Raw genomic sequence first — 20,653 nt, 5'->3', positions numbered from 1 at the left:
GAATTATTCATATTTCAATTCCTTTGAAATATTCATGTACTTCAGAAAATAGAAAGGTAGTAGACAAATTAAAAATGTAATTACAGGAATGAATATCGGGAGTTTCACTACAAGGGTCATGGGATATTGGAAATCGAGGACCCATCCGAATGCATTTCGATTGATTCCAAAAATTACAATAGGAGATAAAACGAGGCTACTAAAAATACCTGAAAAAATTCCAAAGGATATAAGGAATAAAGTTTGGGTGTAAATCATCTGGAACATTTGGTATGAATCCATTCCGATTGCTTTTAGTCCTGCTAACAGCTGTGATTTTTCTCTAATAAAATAAATTAGAGAAGTCGTTAATGCAAGTATTGAAATAAAAAGTGCCGAAATCTTTAAAGTATCCAAAATAGAAAAGACTTGGTTCATACCTTCTAAATATAGTTTTTTTAATTCTGATTGGTTTATGAATTTTAAATCATATTGTTGTGTTATATCTTGTAATTGGCGTAATATATTTTCATTAGGAATTTTATTGTTTTTAGTAATTCGTATCGAGTTTAGATATTTGATCATAAAGTTTTTTTGAAAGAAAGAATAATCCATCATTATGGTGCCTCTTTCAGAAAAAAAATGGTCTTTTTCGTCTTGGACGATTACGTTCACCTGAGAATTCAGTTCGGTATTTATAGTGATCGAATTTCCCTTACAAATTTGATCCAAAAAACATAAGTTTTTAGAAACGATTAATTGGTTTTTGTCATAGTTGTTTTTGAAGTTTAATACATGTAAGGTGTAATATTTCCCATTTACAATAAACTTTGAATCAATATAAAATGGTTCAACCGATGAAAAATTTGGATTTGTTAGTAAGGTTTCGTAAAGGGAAACGGGGACACCTGGTTCCCCGGAGTTTAATTTTTTTTCGTTGATTAACGAATAATCTGATTGGTTCTCCTCATCCACCCAACGAATTAAGGAACTTTCGTAACTACTTGTCAAACTTGTCAGAGTGAAAACAAGGGAGGTAGATAACATAATTGTAGATGCAGTGAGTCCGTGTTTCCAAGGCTCCATTTGAATCTCTTTCAATCCTATTTTAATCGATTGTGGGAAATGAAATTTAGAAAAAGTTTTTTCTAATATATAAACAAAATAAGGAATTGCTAAAAAGTTTAATGAAACAAATCCAAGGATGACAAATCCGATACCAATCATTCCAGGTAAAATTTGTTTAGCAAAACTAACTAAACCGATTGTAGTTCCCAAAATGATAAAGAGAGTAGAGAGTAATAAAGTCTTTCTGATTGAAAAACCTAAAGTTAAATCAGTTTTGGGTAAGTCTCTTTCCCTGATTAGATCTATCGGAAGAATTTGGTAAGTTTTGTAGGAATTGTATAGGGAAGCAATTACCGATCCAATGATAGATATCAAAAATCCTGAAAAAATAATGAAAAGAGGTATATTCCGATAAGAACGAATTTGGTTGGAATCTGTGATTGTATTTACTGTAGTGAATAAGTTGGAATTGGCGATAAAAATTCCTAATAAGATACCAACAATGCCTCCTAAAGTTCCAATCAAAACGGATTGCGCTAAAAATAAAATGAAGTTATCGGTTTTATCTGTTCCAATCGATAACAGAATTCCAAATTCACGCTTTCTTGATAAATAGAGCCCGGTAAACATGTTGGAGACCATAAAAAAAGAAATTAATACCGAAACCAATGAAACTATTGTTAGGTTTATTTTTAAAGAACCTAAAACAATTCCTGCCCGTTCCAAAATTAATTCTTTTGGTTCATAAGTCCAATCGGTAGATTTGAGTTTTTGTATGGATTGTACTTCCGAAAAATTTTGGTCTTGGATTAACCATATAGAAGTGATTTGGTTTTTTTGGTTACAAATTGATTGAAGTCTTGTTATATCCATCAAAAGAAAAATGCCATCGGTGGGGATCACTTGGTAATCTTCCTTTGACACAATAATTTCCTTTTCGCAGATTAATAACTTTGTTGTCTCTTCTTGTATAGGGAGTTTTTCATATAAGGACTGACTTATAAAATATTTTGGTATTTTCTTTTTTTCCTCTTTGGTAGGGAAGACTTGAAACGATAATAGAATGTCTTTTCCTATCAAGGGAAAACTTAATATTTGCCCTTGCGTTAAGTTGAGTATACCTTTCGTTTGAAATTCAGGTTCTAGTTTAATATTTTCAGGTATATGTGAATCAATTTCTTTTAGAAATGTATCGTTTGCTCCTTGGTTTTGGTTATTCGCAACATACCTTCCTATGAATTTTTCAGAGGAATAACCGATCATTTGGTCTAAAACACTTTTTTCTGCCCGCCACGCATTGATTTGGGTGCTAACAAATAAGGCAATTCCTAGACTAATTGCTATAATTGATAATATAGTTCTTGGAAAGTTATCTTTGAAATATCGAAATATAAACAAATAGTAAAAGACTTTCATTTTTTCTGAAGTTTACCATCTAACATTCGCAGATTAATATCGCCAGATTCACCAATTTGTTCGTTATGAGTCACTAGAAACACGGATATGCCTAATTCATGTACACATTGATTGAATAATTTCATAATTAGCTCTGAAGATTTCGAATCCAAGTTTCCTGTTGGTTCGTCTGCAAGGATTAGTTTCGGTTGGTGGACCATTGCACGAGCAATAGATACCCTTTGTTTTTCGCCTCCAGACATTTCTTTGGGAGTGAATTCTAACCTGTGTTTGAGTCCGACAAGCGAAAGGGCTTCCTTAGCTTTGGATACTGCGACAGATTTGGAAGTTCCAGAAAGATATAGTGGCAATGCTACATTTTCTGTCGCTGAAAGGTATGAAAATAAATGGAAAAACTGAAAGACGATTCCGATAGTTTTTCGTCTATAAATGGTAAGTTCTTTTTCATTGGCACCAAAGAGTTGGTTTCCGAACACATTGACTTCTCCTGAATCTGCCGATTCAATTGCAGAAAGGATGTTAAGTAATGTTGATTTACCACTACCGGAGGGTCCCATCAAGGTAACTAATTTTTTCTCAGCGATATCAAATGAAATATCATTCAATACCGGAAAAGCGATTTCGCCTTGGTAAAAAGTTTTGTTAACATTTTTAATTTTTATCGCAGAGTTTGTGGTCGATTCTTTTTTTTCACTGATCACGAAAAATAACTTCCCATATATAAGACAGTCAAGAATATCAAGATTAAGGTAAAACGGATTGATAGCACGTATATTTTTTATTCTACTTCTGTCAGTCTTAGTGATCGGTAAGTCTCAATCGTGGACTTCGCTTGCGGAGTTTACCGAGTCTGGCGAGATCTTTTCCTATGAGAAAAATCTAGAAGAACTTCCGGGAGAAGAAGACAGTGGTTTTTCTGTTCCTTTATTCCCTGTTTTAATCTTAGTCTCGCAATCCTATTCTTTTCGAAATTCTTCCTCTCTTACTTACAAAATCATTTCGATCAAATTCCCAGATCGTCGGGGTTCTCCCCAATTTACATAACAGACTTATTTCTTTAAAATTTTATTTTTGAGGTAGTTATGTTAGAAGATGAAAGAATTTCAATCTTCAGATCGATCCTGGTAGGAATATCAGCGCTCTCACCACTTGTTATATTTTTGTTTTCTAATTATGATGTATTGTCTGTAGACTTTCCTATTTTGGTTGGTCTGGTCATTCAAGCTTATATTGGGTTTTCTTCGTTTATGTTGGTTCAATCGTATGAGCCTAAAGAGAAAAATAAAGTTACTATTGGTTATATTATTTTTTGGTCAGCCTTGGGTCTTTGTTATTTATCGGGTAAATCTCTACTCCTTCCGATTGCTTTGGAAGTAACTTCTTTTTCTACCATTTTGATCTACTCTGGCACTGAGTTTGGTAAAAAACAAATTGAAAGTTTAGGTTCATTACTCTTAGCATCAGGCATATCCGCATTGTTTTTATCCGCCTGGGTGATGTTACCCGATGGTGATAATGTAGGAACCATTTTACTTCTATTAGGACTCCTCATCAAATCTGGGTTTTCTGGATTTCATTTATGGATACCTAAAGTAAATGAAGGTGGACCATCCCATGCCTTAGGTGCTTTTGCCGGCGTTTTGGAAGTGTTCCCACTTTTACTGTTTTACCGTTACGTTTTACCAAACCAATTGGATCCTATCATTTACCAGATCCTATTTCCTCTCGCTGCATTAGGAATCTTCTTCGGCGGAATCACTAGTTTCTTCCATAAAGATCCAAAAATCTCTTTGGCTTATAGTTCGGTAGAGTCAATTAACTTTCTTTGGTTATGTTTAATCATCGCAGGAATGTTTCAATTTTCTGTTGATTCTGAACTTATGACTTTAAGTAACTCTTTTAGAATTTTGTTTTTCCTTAGTTTGTTTCACCATTCGTTTTCCAAAACTTTCCAATTGTTTTCCATTGGAATGGTGGCAAGACTCAAAAATTCAAGTTCTAGTGATGAGCTAAAGGGAATTGGAAGACTTCTTGGAATTTCTCCTTTGTTGTTAGGTGCTGGAACATTTAGTTATGCGGTCCTTCCTGGGACCTTAGGATTTGTGTCTGAAGCTACATATTTTTATTTGAACGCTCGTATTTTAGATATGCCAATTGGTCGTTCGGTTTTTCTTTTGCCATCGATGATATTTATCTTTTTTGGAATCGTACTGGGTGGATTTACACATATTAAATTGTTTATGAGTTTGTTTTTGTCTACTCCAGGCAAGGACATCAATATTCAGCCGTTTGGTGTACAAAAAAGAAGATGGGTTACTATTTCCTTATTTAGTTTAGCATTAGTGATTTTTCTTTTTCCCTTGGTAATTCCTTACTTCGTTCGTTTGCCAATGTTAAGTCCTTTTGTTGATCCACAATTGATGGATTGGTTTTGGACATTGTCTCTCGTATCATACATAACAATTGCTTCGGTTATTGTTTTCCGATTGTATGACCGTTATCAGTTAAAGAAATATGGTTTACCTAAAACAAAAAACTGGGATTGCGGAGGAGGTTACAGTGGTCACGAACTTTCCATACCAACATCGGTGTTTTCCGAACCATTAAGAAATTCACTTGGTAGGTATTTTTTAAGTAAATCTGGAGAATCAAAAGTAGATTCTTTTCTAATAAAAGGAATAACTTTATTCTTTCGATTGGGTACTGGTTTTATGTCCAAAACGAACCATCCTAAGGATGAGGATGTAAGTCAATACCTTGCTATCTCTTCCATGTTCCTTATCTTCATTTTCTCACTTCTTATTTTAGGTGATTTTGGAGGTTTGTAGATGAATACATTTATATACTATACTTATTTATTGGTTTTATTTATTGTAATGCCTTTCCTTTTAACGGGGATTATACGAAAGGTTAGAGCTTATGCGCAAGGAAGGCGTGGACCCAAATTACTTCAGTTTTTTTGGGAAGTAGATAAATCGCTTCGAAAAAATCCAATTTCACATACAAACATTTCCGATTTTACACATTTGGCTCCCAGGGTGGCGTTGTTTTCTTCTGTAATGATTTGGAGTGTGGTTTTGTTTGAGTGGGCTCCGTTCATTCTAATCCCATTTTTCCTGGCTCTATATCGATTCGCCTATGTAAGTTTTGCGATGGAAGGGGCCTCTTCTTTTGGAGGGATGGCTTCTGGTAGAGAAATATTACTTTCGGTAATGGCTGAACCTACTTTTATTTTGATGATCCTTGCGGCTCAGTCCCATATTGAAATTTCTGTTAGCCCACAAGGTGCTCTGATTGGTTTGCTTTTTCTTTCGCTGGCTTTTATCGCAATCCTTGCAGAGCTCGCGAAGCCTCCGTTTGATGATCCGCGAACTCACTTAGAGTTAACTATGGTTCATGAAGCTATGATTTTGGAAGCATCTGGTAAACAATTAGGAATTTTTGAATTAGCAAGTTCTATAAAGCTTTCTACTTTACTTGTTTTTCTTGTAAAGTTGGCGCTTGAGCATTCAAAATTATTTCGAAATGAGGTTTTGGATAGTTTTGCAAGAGAACTTATGATTGCTCCGATGGTGATACTGCTTGCAATCATTCTTGGATTTTGGGAGTCAAATAGTGTTCGTAGGAAGTGGACTTGGATTCCTGAGTTTATGGGTTTAACTTTCATTGCTATTTTGATATTAGGAACATTGGTTAAATTGTCTTAAAGGTTGTTATGATATACGATTTTATATATTTATTATTGTTACTTACCGGAATAGTTGTTTTGGTAGAAAACCGGTTGAGTCGAATTATCTTTTTTTTGAGTGTGCAAGGGTTCCTTTTGGTTTTTCCAGTTTTGCAAACTCATGATGGAGATTTAAAACATTCAATTTCACTTATTGTTATGGTGGTTTTGTTTAAAGGAATACTAACTCCTTGGGTTCTAAATTGGACTGCGAACAAATCAAAAATGAATGAAAGCACAACGCCTCGTTTTGGATACCTTGCTACTCTGTTATTTATGGTGCTTGGTTTAGTTTTGGCGGTAAAGATTACGGAAGGGGTTACTGTATTGTTGATTCCTGTCCACAAAATAGGGTTAATCTACGTCATCTTATTAGTGTATGTTGGTATCCTGTGCTTTGTTGTTAGGCGAAACTGGCTAGCACTCATTGCTGGTTTTTGTGTCTTTGAAAATGGGATTTTTGTTTTGACTATGGTTTTAGACAAAGGTCTTCCCTTTGGACTTGAGTTTGGCTCGTTTTTGGATGCCATTTTAGTCATTGTTTCTGGTGGAATTTTGCAACTTTCTCCACATATGCACACTAAGGAGAGAAAAATATGATGGCAGAACTGTTTTATTTTTCTGGCGTAATCGCATTCTTAGTTATCTTTTTGATTTCAATTTTGGCACCAACGAAAGGACAAACAAGGATTTGGTTGTGGAGTATTCTGAAAATCTGTTTTTTTGGTTCTTTATTTTACTCTTGGTTCACCGATAATATCGTTCTCAAGTGGATCTTAATAGAAGCATCAACTTTATTTGGTGCGCTACTCATTTCTTCTAGTGGAACCGAACGTTCCTTCCATGTAGGTTGGAAGTTTTTGTTAATCAATTCCTACGCTCTTGGTCTTGCATTTTTAGGAATTGTTATTCTGCTGTTTGTGTCCACTCCTTTGGAAAACTTAGACTTTAATTCTTTGAAACAGGGGTTAGTTGGTCAAAGTGGGCTATTGATTGAAACGGGGATTCTTCTTACTGTTTACGGTTACAGTGGTAAGTTGGGACTTGTTCCGAATCACTTTTGGGTAGGGGATACTTACGCAGAAAGTCCAAGCCAAATATCTTCTTTGATTGCATCGTTTGTTCCAGTTAGTGTGGTTTTGGCCATACGTCCTCTTATACAGTTGGAACGCGAAATCAATCCACATATGATTAATGCTGCAAATGGGATATTGTTTATTGGTGTTTTAACTATCCTATATTCTACTTTGATTCTTTTTTCAAGAGAAGACATTCGAAGGATATCTGCTAAGGTTGCGCTTTTTCATACGGGAATGTTGACTTTGTTTTTATGGTTGGATGTATCAGATGATGTATTTTACTTTTTATTAACAACGACAGTTCTTGTGAAACTTTTGGTATTTCTTTCAATGGGAATTTTGCGAATGGATGCTGGGAAAAGAAATATTTCGCAAATTTTAGAAAATCCTTCTCTAAGTCATAAAGCATTATATATGTATTTACTAGCTTTGCTTGTGGCATTTGTTTTTCCTTTGTCCCCGGTTTTTGTTTTGGATTTAAAGGTAATTGAAATTGCTATTAAACAAAAGTTATTTTTGTTGTTTTTGTTTCCCATCATTGGGGCCATATTTTTCTTTATATCACTTAACAAAGTCTTACCATTAGTTAGATTGCCTAATCGAAATTTTGAAACAGGTGTTTATCGAATATTACAAACAAGATTAATATTCTTTTGGTTTAGTTTTTTATTCACCGTATTTGTAGGTTCATACGGTTTAACTTATTTATTGGCAGAATATATATGGAAAAGATAACAGGCATTACTAATTTTGATGGTGTTTATCACCAATTTGTTATCCGTGATCAAAAAATGATTCGGGAAGAAGTTGTATCTAAAAAAAGTAATATCGATTTTCTTTTAGATCCTAAGTATCCGGTTTGGCTTGTTCGCCATGCATTTGGACAGGACATGGGTCTGGAAGATTATTCTGATTTAAAAGAAGAAGATTATTTATCTGACAATCGCGGAAAAAATCTATCCTTACACCAAAAAACTGGAATAGTGAGGGACTTGGCCTATCATGGATTACATGTTCCCTTCCTTGAAGGAACATATTCCCATGCTGTAGGTCCTATTCATGCAGGGATCATTGAACCAGGTCATTTTCGTTTTATTGTGGAAGGGGAAGATATCCGTCACCTAACCATTCGTTTAGGTTTTCAATACAGAGGTATACGTGAAAAAATACTAGGAAAATCAATGTCAGCGGTTATGCCTTTTTCTGAAACAATATCTGGGGATACAAGCGTTGGTTATGCGGTCACCTTTAGTAAAATTTACGAAGAAATGTATGGGATTGAAGTTTCTCAGAATGTCGCATTATTCCGCTCCTTTTTAATCGAATTGGAACGAATTGCTGTTCATATCGGGGACCTGGGTGGAATTTCCGAAGACATTGGTTATTACTCGCTCTACGGAGTTTGTGTGACAGATCGGGGAGCAGCACTCGGGTTAATGGAAACATGGACAGGGAATCGTTTTGGAAAAACGGCAGTCCGACCAGGGCGAGTCCGAGTGAACAAACGTATTACCGCAAAACAAGCAAAAGACGCTTTTTTCAATTTAAAAAAAGTTTACTTTAAAAGAGTTCGTCCGCAGATTTTAAGAGCACTTTCTGTTTCTACTTTGAAAGAAAGAATGCAGGGTTGTGGTTTTATTTCGGAGTTAGATGTCCAAAAAAATGGATTTTTAGGGATGGTTGCGCGTATGGCTGGAGTGAATGATGATTTAAGAATCAATCATCCAGATTATCCTGGTTGGACTCCGTTACCACTTCAGGAAGAACACCATCATTATAATGGCGATGTTTGGGCTCGTATGTACATTCGTTATGCTGAGATAGAACAGTCATTAAGCTGGATGGAATCTCATTTGGAAGAAATCAATTGGGAATCTTTGTGGTCAGATACTGATAATCAATCTGGAAATCAAATTGAGAAAAATAAGAAACCAAATCCGGGAATTTATACTGCGGCTGTAGAAGCGTGGAGAGGACCACTTTTGGTTTCATTGGATTTTGATAGCGAAGGGCTAATAAAAAATTCTTATATCAGAGATCCTTCAGTTTTAAATTGGCATGCTTTGGAGTTAGCGGTTCGCGGCGAACAAGTAGGAGATTTTCCATTGAACAATAAGTCGTTTAATCTAAGTTATGTTGGTTTTGATTTATGAATTTTTTATATGAATTAAAAAGTTTCTTTTTTCCTAAGAATGTTTTGGATTTTGATAAGGCTTCGCCAATACATCCGGCAAGCCGCGGAATCCCTGTGCCAACTGCCAAGATGTTAGAAGGACCTCATACTTTAAATTTATCTGCTGAAGTTTGTCCCACAGGTGCCATTCAAATCATTTCAGATTCGGAAATCCAATTTGATTATGGTAAGTGTTTACAATGTGGGCTTTGTACAGAATGTTCTGATGGAAAACTTCGTGATTCTGGATTTATTTACACCTTTGCATTACATCGTGAGGACTTAAAAGTCTCTTACGTTTCCGGACGTATGAAAAAAATTAATACCACACACCCACTAACAGCAAACCAGGAGCTGTTTCGTTCCTTAACTAAAAAACGTGGCTTTCTCTATCGAGAAGTGGCAGCATGTGGGAACAATACGGTGGAATCGGAACTGAATGCCTCTTTTAATTCTGTTTTTGATTCGGAAAGGGAAGGGGTTCGTTGTGTGGCAAGTCCTAAACATGCGGATGCCATTGTATTTTCTGGCCCTGTAGGCACCAATATGTCGGCTCCTTTACAGACAGCTTGGGATGTAATGGCTGAACCCAAAGCTTTGATCGCTTGCGGCACAGAGGCGGTGAGCGGAGGTTTGTATCCTATGGGTCCTGTTCCCAAAGAACCAGACCTTTATATTTCAGGAGATCCCCCTAGGCCTGATGTCATTCTGCAAGGTTTTCGTCTTTTAATGGGAAGATTTTCTTTCCAATTTCAAGAGGCGCTTCACAAAATTTTGGAGAATGAAAAATAAGGTGCGTGGATTTAGAAAAAGAAGAAATCGTTCGTGTCCTGGTCTTAGAACCACAAAAGAAATCGTATGATACCATCTCCCAACTACTTTCTGAGTGGTTTGGAGATTACATCGAACTTACCTGGCGCTCTGTTTTTGAAAACGGAGCGGAAGAAATTAGAAAAAACCAATACGATCTATTAATTACTGAAATCCAATTCCCCGAATTAGAAGATTCTCCTGAATCTGTTTTAGAAACGATTATGGATTTAGCAGGCCCATCGGAACTTCCTGTGGTTGTATTCACAAAGGCGGAAGGAAAACAGTTACCAATCCATGCTTTCCAGTTAGGTATTAATGAATACTTCGGCAAACGGCGGTTAAAGAAAAATGTATTAGAACATCGATTTAGAAATTTGTTCCGAGAAGTTTATCGTAAAAAAGTTGTTTCCATTCAAATGGACGATAGTCTGAAACGATTCCAAGATCTTTATGGTATGAACCAATCTGAAATACAAGATTTGAATTCGATGGTTAAAAAATTCAAAAAAGAATTGGAAAAAGAATACGAAGAAAAATTGAATTTAGAAACCGAAAAAAAGAAAATGCAAAATGTTTTCGGTATGTATGTTGATCCTATCATCGTTGAAAGTTTGATGAATAACACACTCTCCCTTGACCAAAAAGGGAAAGAACAAGAAGTATCTGTTTTGTTTTCGGATATACGAGGATACACTACACTTTCTGAAAAAATGAAACCGGAACAAGTAATTTCATTTTTAAATGAATATTTTACAGCAATGACCGAAGTGATTTTGGGTTATGGTGGTATGATCGATAAATACATTGGTGATTCCATTATGTGTTTGTTTGGAGCTCCTGTTTTTCAAGAAGATCATAGACAAAATGCTTTGGATTGTGCCGTTGAAATGGTGCAAGTGTTTGAACTTTGGCAACCCAAGTGGGAACAAATATATGGTTTTGTGCCAAAGATCGGAATTGGCCTCGCATCAGGAAAGGCTATTGTTGGGAACGTAGGATCGTTTCAAAAACTTTCTTATACTGCTGTTGGTGATACTGTTAATATGGCAAGTCGATTAGAATCCATTGCAAAACCAATGGAAGTCTATGTTTCAGAAGGACTTTATAATTTCCTCCCAGAGGAATATGCCAACAAATACAAATATGAAGAATTGGAACCTGTAAAAATCAAAGGAAAAGAAGGTTTACACCGTATTCTCAGTGTAAAGCCTATCTAACGTTTGTTATTGTAAATTGGTCTTTTCCTTCTAAAGAGTGCTACAGAACTGATACAATTCGTTTGTTTTCAGTTTTTCTTCTTTTGTTGCCAAAAAAGTTTTTTGGTCTTCGATTTCAAGGCCTAGTGCAGCTTTGTATTCTTCAAATTTTTCCGTAGCACCAGGTTCTTGTTTTCCGTGGCCCGTAAACTTTGCAATCACTCCTGCAAATCCAATGATTTGTCCTAGAGGAGATTGTTCGGTCACAGACTTAGAAAGGTCTTCAATCGAGCTAATGATTATATTTGGCATCTTCCATAGTTTGGCCGCAGCACTTCCCATTTCATAAGAATCCACACCGAAGGATTTTTTTTCGAGGGAAATCAAACTAGAGTCTGAGGTTTGAAATTCGGTAAGTACTTCCACATATTTTTTTCTGTCAATGGTATTGAGTACAATTCGTCCGAGGTCTTGCATCAGCCCACATGTGATCGCAAGTTCTGCCTCTTTTTTGAATTTTTTTTCTTCGCAGAGAATTTGTGCAAAAATTCCTTTCGCCACTGAATGGTCCCAAACTTCATCACGGAATTTTTTATAATTCCCTTGGCTAAAAAGTGAGTCGGTCATCGACATGGCCACCATACTTCTTACGGTTTTAAATCCCAATCGAGTAATGACCTGCTTCATATTGGCAACGGGATTGCCTCTTGAAAAAAAAGGAGAGTTAGCAAGTTTGAGAAGTCTTGCTACGAGCACCTGGTCTGATTGGACTTTTTTTTCTAATTCCCCAAAAGAGAGTTCATTATCATCATCTAGGGATAGTACGGAGAGTAAGACTGGCGGAACAATCGTCAGGTCTTTGATTTGGGAAAGATATTCTTCTACAGTTGCCATTCGGTTAAGGACCTAAAGTCAGGATCTAAAACGATTAGACTAAGGAAACCAAAAACTCCCAACTATCTGGCAACTATTCTTGCGAATTCAATTCCTTTAAAATAATGTTGTAAGATTTCCCTATGGTTGAAATGACTTTTTGCCATTGCAAAACTTCCCCATTGAGACATTCCCACACCGTGTCCAGAACCAAGACCCTTTACAAAATAATCTCCTGATTCTTCCTTACGGATTCCGAATCTTGTAGATTTTAGTTTGGTAGCCCCTAGTTTTTTTCGAAACTCTGTTGCTTTGATTTTTTTGGAACCCGATGTTCCTATGATTTCCATTTCATTGACCCTCGAGGATGGAAATCTACTGGATACTAATATATCCTGTATCTCACCAACACCTAAGTATTGTAAGTTTGTATTTACAAAATCAGGTTTCCATTTTTCTTCCCAAGAGTATTGTTCTCCATCTTTGTCATATTCAGAAGGAACTGGTTTTAAATATTCTACTGGATTACCCCAAACATTAGCGGGATCTTCCGTGTAACCACCTGCATTGGAATGGAAAAAACTTTGAATAGGTTGTCCTTTGTGGATAAGGATAAGACCTTCCGTTTCAAAAACTGCTTCGGTTGTATTTCTATGTTCTTTGTTTTTCCCTTTATAAACTTGTGTATTAGTTGATGTATCAACATCAAACTCTTGTTTTTTGCGGTTTAACATTTCTCTCACAACATAAGTTCTTGCGCAAATGGCTTGAGCTTTTAATGCTTCTTTGGGCCATGAGGCACTTACTTCCGAAGGAACTACAGACAAAAGATACTCTTCCATTGGTACTAAATTGATAATATAAATTTTACCTTCGATGGGTTTTAGAAGAACAGATCCCCTGTAACTGACTCCCTTATATTCCAAAAATTGTGAACTGCTATGGATGGAGATTGGAGCCTTTAGTGCAGTAGGATTTAAAGACAGGAAGTCAAATGCTTTTTTGATTGTAAGGTCATTGGCATCTCGAACGATAATTTCCCCTGAAGATTTAAAAGTTTCTTCGTCAGTGGCGTATCCGAGAAATACGCGAACCGGTTTGGCTTTGAAATTTGATTCTTCGGGAGCCCAGTTGGTCACCATCACACTCGCACAACCGATTTGTCCTAAAACAACAAGACAGATAAATAAAATCGATTTTTGAATCTTCATAGTACCCTCACTTCCATTTTCGGAAAAAATTCGAAATTGGTGAAGGGTTTTATACGGACTTTCTTCGAAAGAAAAGAACTGATTCTGTATGGGGGGTGTGCGGGTAAGGATCTATCAAAATCCCATCAATAAAGTCATACTTAGAAATAAAAATTGATACGTCCTCTTTTTGCGAATAAGGATTACAAGAGACATAGAAAATAAACTCGGGGCCAAAATCCCGAATCCATTGGTTTACTAATTTTCCTGCCCCAGCTCTCGGTGGATCTAATATGAGAGTTGAGTTTTCCTTTGTTTTTAGAAGTTCGGTTGACATAAACAAATTGGTGATTTGAAAGGAAGAAGATTTGTTTGGATGGTTTTCTTGGAAAGTTTTCGAAGCTATCTCAATGGAAGATTCTGTAAGTTCATATCCATCCACATTTGTGAATGAATCACCGTATAACAAAGAAAAGAAGCCATTACCGCAGAATAAATCGATTAGATTTTCACTAGATTTTGGTAACCTTTCCTTGATAAAAGATAGGATTGGTAAAAAACCATTAGGATTGGGTTGGAAAAATGAATCAAACGGTATATGGAACATTTTTCCAAGTACTACTTCTTTGAAAGTAGATTTACCTCTTAAAATTTCGGGTCTTCCGAAGGCAGAAACTTCCGACTTAGGTCTGTTATAACAAAACAGTAATGATTCTTGATTTAATGATTCCAAACAAAAGGTTCGGAACTGAACCATCAAAGGATGTGATTCGTAACCATCAGTAAAAGTAAAAATTAAAATTCCGTCATCGGTGTTTTGTGCCTTACGGATGGTGAGGTATTTGAGTCCACCTTCTTCAGATCTTCTATCCCATATAACTTCAGGTATTTTGTTTAGTACATTCTGTACATCTTTTAGTGCTTGGTTTGCCCAAGCCGATTGGATAGAGCAATTGGAAATTGGAACTACTTTTCTAAAATTACCTCGTTGTCTTTGTCCTATGATAGGACCAGGGAAAACGGAAAAATCCATTCGAGATCTATATTTGTAAATATTTTCCGAAGGGAGTGGTTGGATGGTAATACCTAGGTCTTTTTGAAATGAGTCAATTATAGGTGTAAATTTTAGGTTTAATTGTTCATCATAGTTTATATGTTGGCCTGTGCATCCACCACATTGACCAAACACTTCACATTTCACAAGTTTCCAGTCATGGTTGCGAATGGTTTCTTGTATACGTAATGACCTTTGTCTTGGTCTACGTTTTACATATTCCACATGTAATTCATCACCAGGATAAGCATAAAACACATTCACCTTTTTTCCGTTAGGTGCTGTGACAATTCCTGAAAAGTCGGAATCTAAACTTTCTACAATGACTTTGTCCAATGTTTTCTTCTTGCCAGTTCCTTTTGATTTTTATAGGATTTCCGACATGGTTTTTTCGAAAAGACTCTTTTATTTCTGGATTTGTTTCCTAATTTTTACGGGATTTCTCTCAAACCTCTCTGCTCAAGTCCTCCTCACCAACCAAATTTTGGATCTGAGATCGGAAACCTCTTTTGGGCAATCGATCCATAAATGGAGTTTTAAACCGGGCGATTCTCCTTTGGTTACAGAAGAGAAGGAAGATGATCTCTATTTGGATGAAGAATCTGGACAAACCAAAGCATTACGTTTTCTTCATGCGCAACCAATTTTGGATGAATCAGTGAGAAATGGTTGGATTTCTGGATTCCAAATTCAAACAGCTTGGGATAAGGTGAGGGATGGAGATGGAGAATTTTATTTTCCAGACTTCCACAATTACCTAGAGACCTTTAAAGGTTATGGTTGGTATAGGACAGAAATTCATATTACGGAAGAGGACATTCGATCTAAATTCAAATCTAGAAACCTAACCCTTCGATTAGGACAAATCAGCCAAGCTGATGCAGTCTACTGGAATGGCAAATTCATTGGTGGAACAGGTCTTCATTTAGATACCGAAGAAGGATCAGAATTAGAAGATAAATTTTTATATAGTGATAAAATTAGGTTTTATCAAATACCCATAGACCAACTTAAAACCGAAGAACCCAATGTTCTTGCTGTTCGAGTGTATGCTAAGTATCCCTTGAGTCCGGGACTTTCGCATGATAAGTTCTATATCTCTTCTGTAAAATATTCCGAACGTGCTGAGTATTGGAACGACTTTAAGAAGATTTTTGTAATCGTACTTACTTTGTTATTGGGTAGTTTTTATTTATATTGGCAATTTTTATTCAGAAGTGAAGATGATGCAACCATATACTTTGCGTTAGGTTCCATGTTTATGGCTGTTAATACATTATTTCAAAGCCAAATCATTTATTCTATCATTGGCGATGGGTTTTGGATTAAAAAAATTGAATATTTTGCTTGGGTAGGACTCGTTCATTTACTATTTAACTTTATTGTTAGGTTTGCTCACGTTCGAATAGGTTGGATAAAAATTACTAATCGTTATGTTGACGGTGCAGGTATTTTGTCAATGATTGTAGTTCTATTTTCTCCAAATCTATTGTTTCTTTCCAAATTTTTCTTTTATTGGAGTTTCGTAACCATCCTACTTGGCGTCGCATTATTCTATATCATTTTTTTAGGAAGGAAAGTTCCTTCAATCGGAACGGTTTCACTTGGTTTTTGTGTATTTGTTTTGTTGATAATGAATGATATATTTGTGGAAATGCAATGGGAATGGTATCCGAGCCATACATTCCTAAAAGATTATGCTTTTGCAGCTTTTTCGATTTCGGTAGCACTATCCATTGTCAAAAATATGATAGATTCGAGAAGACTAGTGGAAAAACAAAGAGAAGAAAAGGATCGTCTTTCTCGATACTTTTCACCTGCGGTAATGGAAACAATTGTTGCCGATAATATCAAGTTAGGTGGAGAGGAAAAACACATTGCCACTTTATTTTCTGACATTGTAGGGTTTACAACTTTTGCTGAAAAAAATCCTCCTGGAGTAGTTTTACAAAATTTAAATACAATTTTCGAATCCTTATCTGATTTAATTTTTCATTATTCAGCAACCTTGGATAAATTCATTGGGGATGCCATAATGGCATTTTGGGGAGCCCCCAAACAAACAGACCTAGATGCATATCATGCCATTTCTTGTGCAGTTGATATGCAGAAAAAAATGGAAGAGATCAATCGAGAGTTAGGTGTTCCACCTGGCACGTTTCGTTTGCGGATTGGTGTCAATTTTGGTGAGGCAATTGTTGGTAACATTGGCTCTGCCAAACGTATGGATTATACTGTGATTGGAGATGCAGTCAACACTGCTGCCAGATTAGAAAGCCACGGAATTCCAGGTAAAGTTGCAGTTTCAGAAGCAGCCTTTCTTGCGGCTGGGGGAGCGGAATACATTGAATTTGAAGACACCAAAGAGCTTACACTCAAAGGGAAAGCGGAACCTGTAAAAGTGTACTTTGTCACGAAGGTAAAACCAAGACCAAGTGTTTAAAGATTAGTTTTTTGTGGTAACCAAAACTTCTCTTTTTTGGGGGAAGTTTTCGATCTAACCACGAAGCTCCCTTTTGGCATTTTTGAAACATTGGACTTCCATTAATTTTTGGAAAAAAAACGCCTTTTCTTTGTTACTCGCTTTTATTAAATCAGAAATAATCTTCTAGGAGATTTGTTTCATACTCCTAGAATCACAGTTAAGTTGGCATTCGTCATATTTTCTGCAACCGTTTCACATTCTTCCATACTTCCTTGAAAACAAACTGCTTTTCCGTTTGTATGTGCCTCGATCGCTATTTTTTTTGCTTCTTTTTTCGTTTTGAAACAAAGTTTCATGAGACAATCTTCTACATAAGAAAATTCATGAATGGAATCATTGAACAAAATGACAAAGTAGAAATAAATCGAATCAAAACTAGTTTTTGTGTCTTCTATTATTGATGGTCGGTTCTCTTCTGTCATGGAAAAAGTGAGTCGGAGGTCCCACTCAGTTCACCAATATATTCCAGATAGGATTTCATTTTAAACTTCTTTTTTGTGGAATCGGAAGACATAAACCTTACATTTCCAAATACATTTCGTTCGGGAAACCACGGTCTATCAAAAAGTCCAAAACACCATAAAATGCCTGTATAAGAATTTGGATTTCTGCCATCATAAGCATATTTGTTATTCAGATGTTCTAAAATTTGGAAGGCCTCTTCGTAAGTATTTGTCCATTCGATTACTTTTTTTCCCCATAACATTCGCATATAATTATGCATTTTGCCGGTTTTTATCAGTTCTATCTGCGCTGCATTCCAAAGTTCATCATGTGTTTTTGCAGATTCAAACTGCTCTAAAGTATAAAGATATTCTCTCGTATCCGATTTATGTTTTTTGAAATTGGATTTAACCCAATCCGGTAGGTTTTCTAAATTGATACTACTAGGTTTATTTTTCCAAAAGAAAAGGTAACCAATATCTCTCCATGTAATGAGTTCATCTAAGAAGTGATTGGCGGACGTTGATTTCGAATAAAAATGTTCGCGGTCACCAGGTTTTTGGTGGCTTATCCTTTCCGGGTTCCATTTTCCTTTTGATGATGTTTCCAAGACAGACCAAAATATTTCTTCAATTCCTATATACCCAAAATGTAAATACGGTGAAAGTCCACTAGTGGCTGTTAGTTCAGGTGGATTGGGATTGGAACGACCAGTTTCATAATCTGCTAATTTTTTCGATACAAAAGATTTAAGAATCCTTAGTGCTTCGTTACGGCCACCTTTCACTCCTTTGGCGGGAGATACATTTTCTTTAAAATCAAAAGTATTTAATAAAGAATCCAAATCTTTTGGTAATCCAAAACCTTTTGGAGGTTTCGAATTTTGGTGGAGTCCTTCCATATCTTTTTTCTCCCATGTTTGTTTTGTAAACTTAGGGAATCCTTTTAGAAATTCTTTATGGATCCAAATCCTTAGAATTCTTGCCGCACTAGCTTCTTTTTCAAAACGAGAAAGTGGGAGTAGGGAATTGCTATCTACTGCAAATAACGGGCAATTGACCTTACTTGCCAGTTTTGTGATTTGTTCAGGGATGATGAAACAAGGAAAATCATCTGTGACAATGGCTACCGCATCTTTGGATATTTCTTTTAAAATTCCTTTAGCAGGATTAAATTTAGATTCAACAAAGGGCCAATAATTGATACCTAGTTCGTCTGCCCTTGTTTGGTTGTCATACATCCCTTCTAAAATGAATTTGTGGATTCGTTTTGAATTCCAAGGATAGTCAGCACGTAAACCTTCATAAACAATCAGTTCTTTGTTGTATTTTTTAGCCAAAGAGTATGCATAAAAAAAAGCATGGTTCGAATCAAATCGACGGTAGGCTTGCATCCAATATAGGATGTATTTTCCGTGATTTGTAAAAGGTTTTTGGTTACAGTTTCGAATTCGTTCTTCGGTCACCCTTATTAGAGGGAGGTTGATCATGCAGAGGCATAGTTTTTTATCTTTGGTTTTAGAAAGTCCAACCCCCATTTTGCTTATAATTTGTACTTTATGGTGCATACACGAGCAAATTGATGTGACAATGTGATTTCCTTTCCCTAGCCCCCATTCCCATTTACTCGGAAATATACACAAAATGGAGGGTTTTTAGGCATTTATTCATTTTTTTTCCCCTACGATCCTCCATTACCTAAATCGGGTACCAATCTTGCACTGTTAGTAAGCAAATAACATGGAAAGGAAACATGGTAATATGAAACAGTATTTCAAATCAATCGCCTTCCTGCTCCTGGTTGTTCCGATGTTCCTTTTTGCAGATGAAGCTGCAACCGTCGCGAACCCAGCAGAGGAAACCGCAAAAGCAATCCAAACTTTAACCGTAGGATTAGACACCTTGTGGGTGTTAGTCGCTGGTATGTTGGTATTCTTTATGAATGCCGGTTTTGCTCTCGTTGAATCGGGTTTTGCTCAATCCAAAAACACCGTGAACATCCTCGCAAAAAACTTTATTGTTTTTGCCGCAGCTACTTTCTCCTATTGGGCAATCGGTTGGGGTTTGATGTTTGGGGACGGATCTCCCTTTGTGGCAACAGAAGGACTCTTTTTCTTAGGTGGAGCTGATAATTCTCCTGCCATAGGTGATGCATACCAAGGTGTGTATTCTTCTATGAATTGGACAGGGGTTCCTCTTCTTGCAAAGTTTTTCTTTCAATTAGTTTTTGCAGCAACAGCAGCAACAATTGTTTCTGGAGCTGTAGCTGAACGAATTAAATTTCATTCCTTTCTTATCTTCTCCTTTATCCTCGTTGCCGTTATGTATCCATTCACAGGTCATTGGGTTTGGGGTGGTGGATGGTTGGCAGGTCTTGGTTTCCATGACTTTGCAGGATCTACCGTAGTACACTCTGTAGGCGGTTGGGCGGCTCTTGCTGGTGCCATCGTTCTTGGTGCAAGGAAAGGAAAATTTTTACCTGATGGTAGAATCAAACCAATCCTTGGTCATAACATGACTTCAGCGGCACTGGGAACTCTTATCCTTTGGCTCGGTTGGTTTGGGTTTAACCCAGGTTCAACTATGGGTGTAGGCGATGGAAGTGTAATGGCACATGTAATTGTAACAACAAATATATCTGCTGCTCTCGGAGCACTTGCGTCCACAGTGACTGCTTGGATCATTTTGAAAAAACCTGATCTTGGTATGATTCTGAATGGAACGCTTGCTGGTCTTGTTGGTATCACTGCACCTTGTGCAATCGTTAGCCCAACATCTGCGGCAATCATCGGAGCTGTCTCTGGAATTTTAGTAGTATTGTCTGTTCTTTTCTTTGACAAAATCAAAATTGATGACCCGGTAGGAGCAACTTCTGTGCACTTAGTATGTGGTATTTGGGGAACACTCGCTGTGGCAATCTTCGGTTATGAAGGTGCACCGGCTGGAGTAGAGGTTCCTTCAATCTTAACACAACTCTACGGAATTCTTGCCATCGGTGGATTCACATTTGTTGTTTCTTTCGTGTTATGGTATGTGTTGAAACTTGCTGGCGGAATCCGAGTGAGTGAAGAAGAAGAACTCAGTGGTTTAGATCTTGGGGAACATGGAGCAGAAGCTTACCCTGATTTCAATATCCGAGCTCGTGGTTAAGGGAATA

General features: G+C 36.6%; 16 protein-coding genes. 9 read left to right on the top strand and 7 right to left on the bottom strand.

Translation table 11 applies throughout. The annotated features are described in order from the left end of the window. Positions 1-3: 3 nt before the first annotated feature. The gene (locus EHQ31_RS10235) at positions 4-2,463 is read right to left on the bottom strand and encodes an ABC transporter permease (protein ID WP_135574482.1); all 2,460 of its coding nucleotides are present in this window, start codon (positions 2,461-2,463) and stop codon (positions 4-6) included. Beyond that, positions 2,460-3,164, bottom strand: coding sequence for an ABC transporter ATP-binding protein (locus tag EHQ31_RS10230; RefSeq protein ID WP_135574480.1), 705 nt, complete (start codon positions 3,162-3,164; stop codon positions 2,460-2,462). The genes EHQ31_RS10235 and EHQ31_RS10230 overlap by 4 nt, the downstream gene beginning before the upstream one ends. Positions 3,165-3,545: 381 nt before the next feature. On the opposite strand from EHQ31_RS10230, the gene EHQ31_RS10220 reads away from it, so the two are divergent. Genes EHQ31_RS10220 through EHQ31_RS10190 form a run of 7 tightly spaced genes read left to right on the top strand, consistent with a single transcriptional unit; the run spans position 3,546 to position 11,472 of the window. Next, a complete protein-coding gene (locus tag EHQ31_RS10220) occupies positions 3,546-5,291 on the top strand; it encodes a proton-conducting transporter transmembrane domain-containing protein (RefSeq protein WP_135574476.1) in 1,746 nt (581 codons plus the stop codon). Beyond that, positions 5,292-6,170, top strand: coding sequence for an NADH-quinone oxidoreductase subunit H (locus EHQ31_RS10215; RefSeq protein WP_135574474.1), 879 nt, complete (start codon positions 5,292-5,294; stop codon positions 6,168-6,170). Positions 6,171-6,178: 8 nt separating this feature from the next. Further along, positions 6,179-6,790 (top strand): formate hydrogenase, encoded by a 612-nt coding sequence (locus EHQ31_RS10210; protein WP_135574471.1) that lies wholly within the window; start codon positions 6,179-6,181, stop codon positions 6,788-6,790. After that, entirely contained in the window at positions 6,787-8,004 is a 1,218-nt protein-coding gene (locus EHQ31_RS10205) for a proton-conducting transporter transmembrane domain-containing protein (RefSeq protein ID WP_135574469.1), read from the top strand. The genes EHQ31_RS10210 and EHQ31_RS10205 overlap by 4 nt, the downstream gene beginning before the upstream one ends. Next, entirely contained in the window at positions 7,992-9,422 is a 1,431-nt protein-coding gene (locus tag EHQ31_RS10200; protein ID WP_135574467.1) for a hydrogenase large subunit, read from the top strand. Before EHQ31_RS10205 ends, EHQ31_RS10200 begins: the two co-directional genes overlap by 13 nt. After that, positions 9,419-10,234, top strand: a complete 816-nt coding sequence (locus EHQ31_RS10195) for an NADH-quinone oxidoreductase subunit B family protein (protein WP_135574465.1) — start codon at positions 9,419-9,421, stop codon at positions 10,232-10,234. Before EHQ31_RS10200 ends, EHQ31_RS10195 begins: the two co-directional genes overlap by 4 nt. A gap of 5 nt (positions 10,235-10,239) precedes the next feature. After that, entirely contained in the window at positions 10,240-11,472 is a 1,233-nt protein-coding gene (locus EHQ31_RS10190) for an adenylate/guanylate cyclase domain-containing protein (protein WP_135574463.1), read from the top strand. Positions 11,473-11,502: 30 nt separating this feature from the next. On the opposite strand, the gene EHQ31_RS10185 is transcribed toward EHQ31_RS10190, so the two are convergent. The 3 genes from EHQ31_RS10185 to EHQ31_RS10175 form a co-directional block, all read right to left on the bottom strand. Beyond that, positions 11,503-12,345 (bottom strand): HDOD domain-containing protein, encoded by an 843-nt coding sequence (locus tag EHQ31_RS10185; RefSeq protein WP_135574461.1) that lies wholly within the window; start codon positions 12,343-12,345, stop codon positions 11,503-11,505. Between the two features lie 62 nt (positions 12,346-12,407). Then, positions 12,408-13,535, bottom strand: coding sequence for a SpoIID/LytB domain-containing protein (locus tag EHQ31_RS10180; RefSeq protein ID WP_135574459.1), 1,128 nt, complete (start codon positions 13,533-13,535; stop codon positions 12,408-12,410). Between the two features lie 49 nt (positions 13,536-13,584). Further along, positions 13,585-14,904 (bottom strand): class I SAM-dependent RNA methyltransferase, encoded by a 1,320-nt coding sequence (locus EHQ31_RS10175; protein WP_135574457.1) that lies wholly within the window; start codon positions 14,902-14,904, stop codon positions 13,585-13,587. A 46-nt stretch (positions 14,905-14,950) separates the two neighbouring features. Between EHQ31_RS10175 and EHQ31_RS10170 the strand changes: the two genes are divergently transcribed. After that, positions 14,951-17,011 (top strand): adenylate/guanylate cyclase domain-containing protein, encoded by a 2,061-nt coding sequence (locus EHQ31_RS10170; protein WP_135574455.1) that lies wholly within the window; start codon positions 14,951-14,953, stop codon positions 17,009-17,011. A gap of 179 nt (positions 17,012-17,190) precedes the next feature. On the opposite strand, the gene EHQ31_RS10165 is transcribed toward EHQ31_RS10170, so the two are convergent. Together EHQ31_RS10165 and EHQ31_RS10160 are read right to left on the bottom strand one after the other, a co-directional pair. Next, positions 17,191-17,475 (bottom strand): ATP-dependent Clp protease adaptor ClpS, encoded by a 285-nt coding sequence (locus tag EHQ31_RS10165; RefSeq protein WP_135574453.1) that lies wholly within the window; start codon positions 17,473-17,475, stop codon positions 17,191-17,193. Then, positions 17,472-18,986 (bottom strand): deoxyribodipyrimidine photolyase, encoded by a 1,515-nt coding sequence (locus EHQ31_RS10160; RefSeq protein WP_244247337.1) that lies wholly within the window; start codon positions 18,984-18,986, stop codon positions 17,472-17,474. Before EHQ31_RS10160 ends, EHQ31_RS10165 begins: the two co-directional genes overlap by 4 nt. 271 nt (positions 18,987-19,257) lie before the next feature. Here EHQ31_RS10160 and EHQ31_RS10155 point away from each other — a divergent pair, with 271 nt between their 5' ends. Further along, positions 19,258-20,646: an ammonium transporter gene (locus tag EHQ31_RS10155; RefSeq protein ID WP_135574451.1), complete on the top strand. Its 1,389-nt coding sequence runs from the start codon at positions 19,258-19,260 to the stop codon at positions 20,644-20,646. Positions 20,647-20,653: the final 7 nt, after the last annotated feature.

The organism is Leptospira montravelensis (assembly GCF_004770045.1).
In the GTDB taxonomy this organism is placed as follows: Bacteria; Spirochaetota; Leptospiria; order Leptospirales; family Leptospiraceae; genus Leptospira_A; species Leptospira_A montravelensis.
This window is presented reverse-complemented; position numbering and strand designations above follow the sequence as displayed.

What these genes read in the sequence shown, in the direction of transcription:
- EHQ31_RS10235 (WP_135574482.1), bottom strand. Translation starts at nt 2,463, where the DNA reads ATGAAAGTCTTTTACTATTTGTTTATATTTCGATATTTCAAAGATAAC.
- EHQ31_RS10220 (WP_135574476.1), top strand. Translation starts at nt 3,546, where the DNA reads ATGTTAGAAGATGAAAGAATTTCAATCTTCAGATCGATCCTGGTAGGA.
- EHQ31_RS10215 (WP_135574474.1), top strand. Translation starts at nt 5,292, where the DNA reads ATGAATACATTTATATACTATACTTATTTATTGGTTTTATTTATTGTA.
- EHQ31_RS10210 (WP_135574471.1), top strand. Translation starts at nt 6,179, where the DNA reads ATGATATACGATTTTATATATTTATTATTGTTACTTACCGGAATAGTT.
- EHQ31_RS10205 (WP_135574469.1), top strand. Translation starts at nt 6,787, where the DNA reads ATGATGGCAGAACTGTTTTATTTTTCTGGCGTAATCGCATTCTTAGTT.
- EHQ31_RS10200 (WP_135574467.1), top strand. Translation starts at nt 7,992, where the DNA reads ATGGAAAAGATAACAGGCATTACTAATTTTGATGGTGTTTATCACCAA.
- EHQ31_RS10195 (WP_135574465.1), top strand. Translation starts at nt 9,419, where the DNA reads ATGAATTTTTTATATGAATTAAAAAGTTTCTTTTTTCCTAAGAATGTT.
- EHQ31_RS10185 (WP_135574461.1), bottom strand. Translation starts at nt 12,345, where the DNA reads ATGGCAACTGTAGAAGAATATCTTTCCCAAATCAAAGACCTGACGATT.
- EHQ31_RS10180 (WP_135574459.1), bottom strand. Translation starts at nt 13,535, where the DNA reads ATGAAGATTCAAAAATCGATTTTATTTATCTGTCTTGTTGTTTTAGGA.
- EHQ31_RS10170 (WP_135574455.1), top strand. Translation starts at nt 14,951, where the DNA reads ATGGTTTTTTCGAAAAGACTCTTTTATTTCTGGATTTGTTTCCTAATT.
- EHQ31_RS10165 (WP_135574453.1), bottom strand. Translation starts at nt 17,475, where the DNA reads ATGACAGAAGAGAACCGACCATCAATAATAGAAGACACAAAAACTAGT.
- EHQ31_RS10160 (WP_244247337.1), bottom strand. Translation starts at nt 18,986, where the DNA reads ATGATCAACCTCCCTCTAATAAGGGTGACCGAAGAACGAATTCGAAAC.
- EHQ31_RS10155 (WP_135574451.1), top strand. Translation starts at nt 19,258, where the DNA reads ATGAAACAGTATTTCAAATCAATCGCCTTCCTGCTCCTGGTTGTTCCG.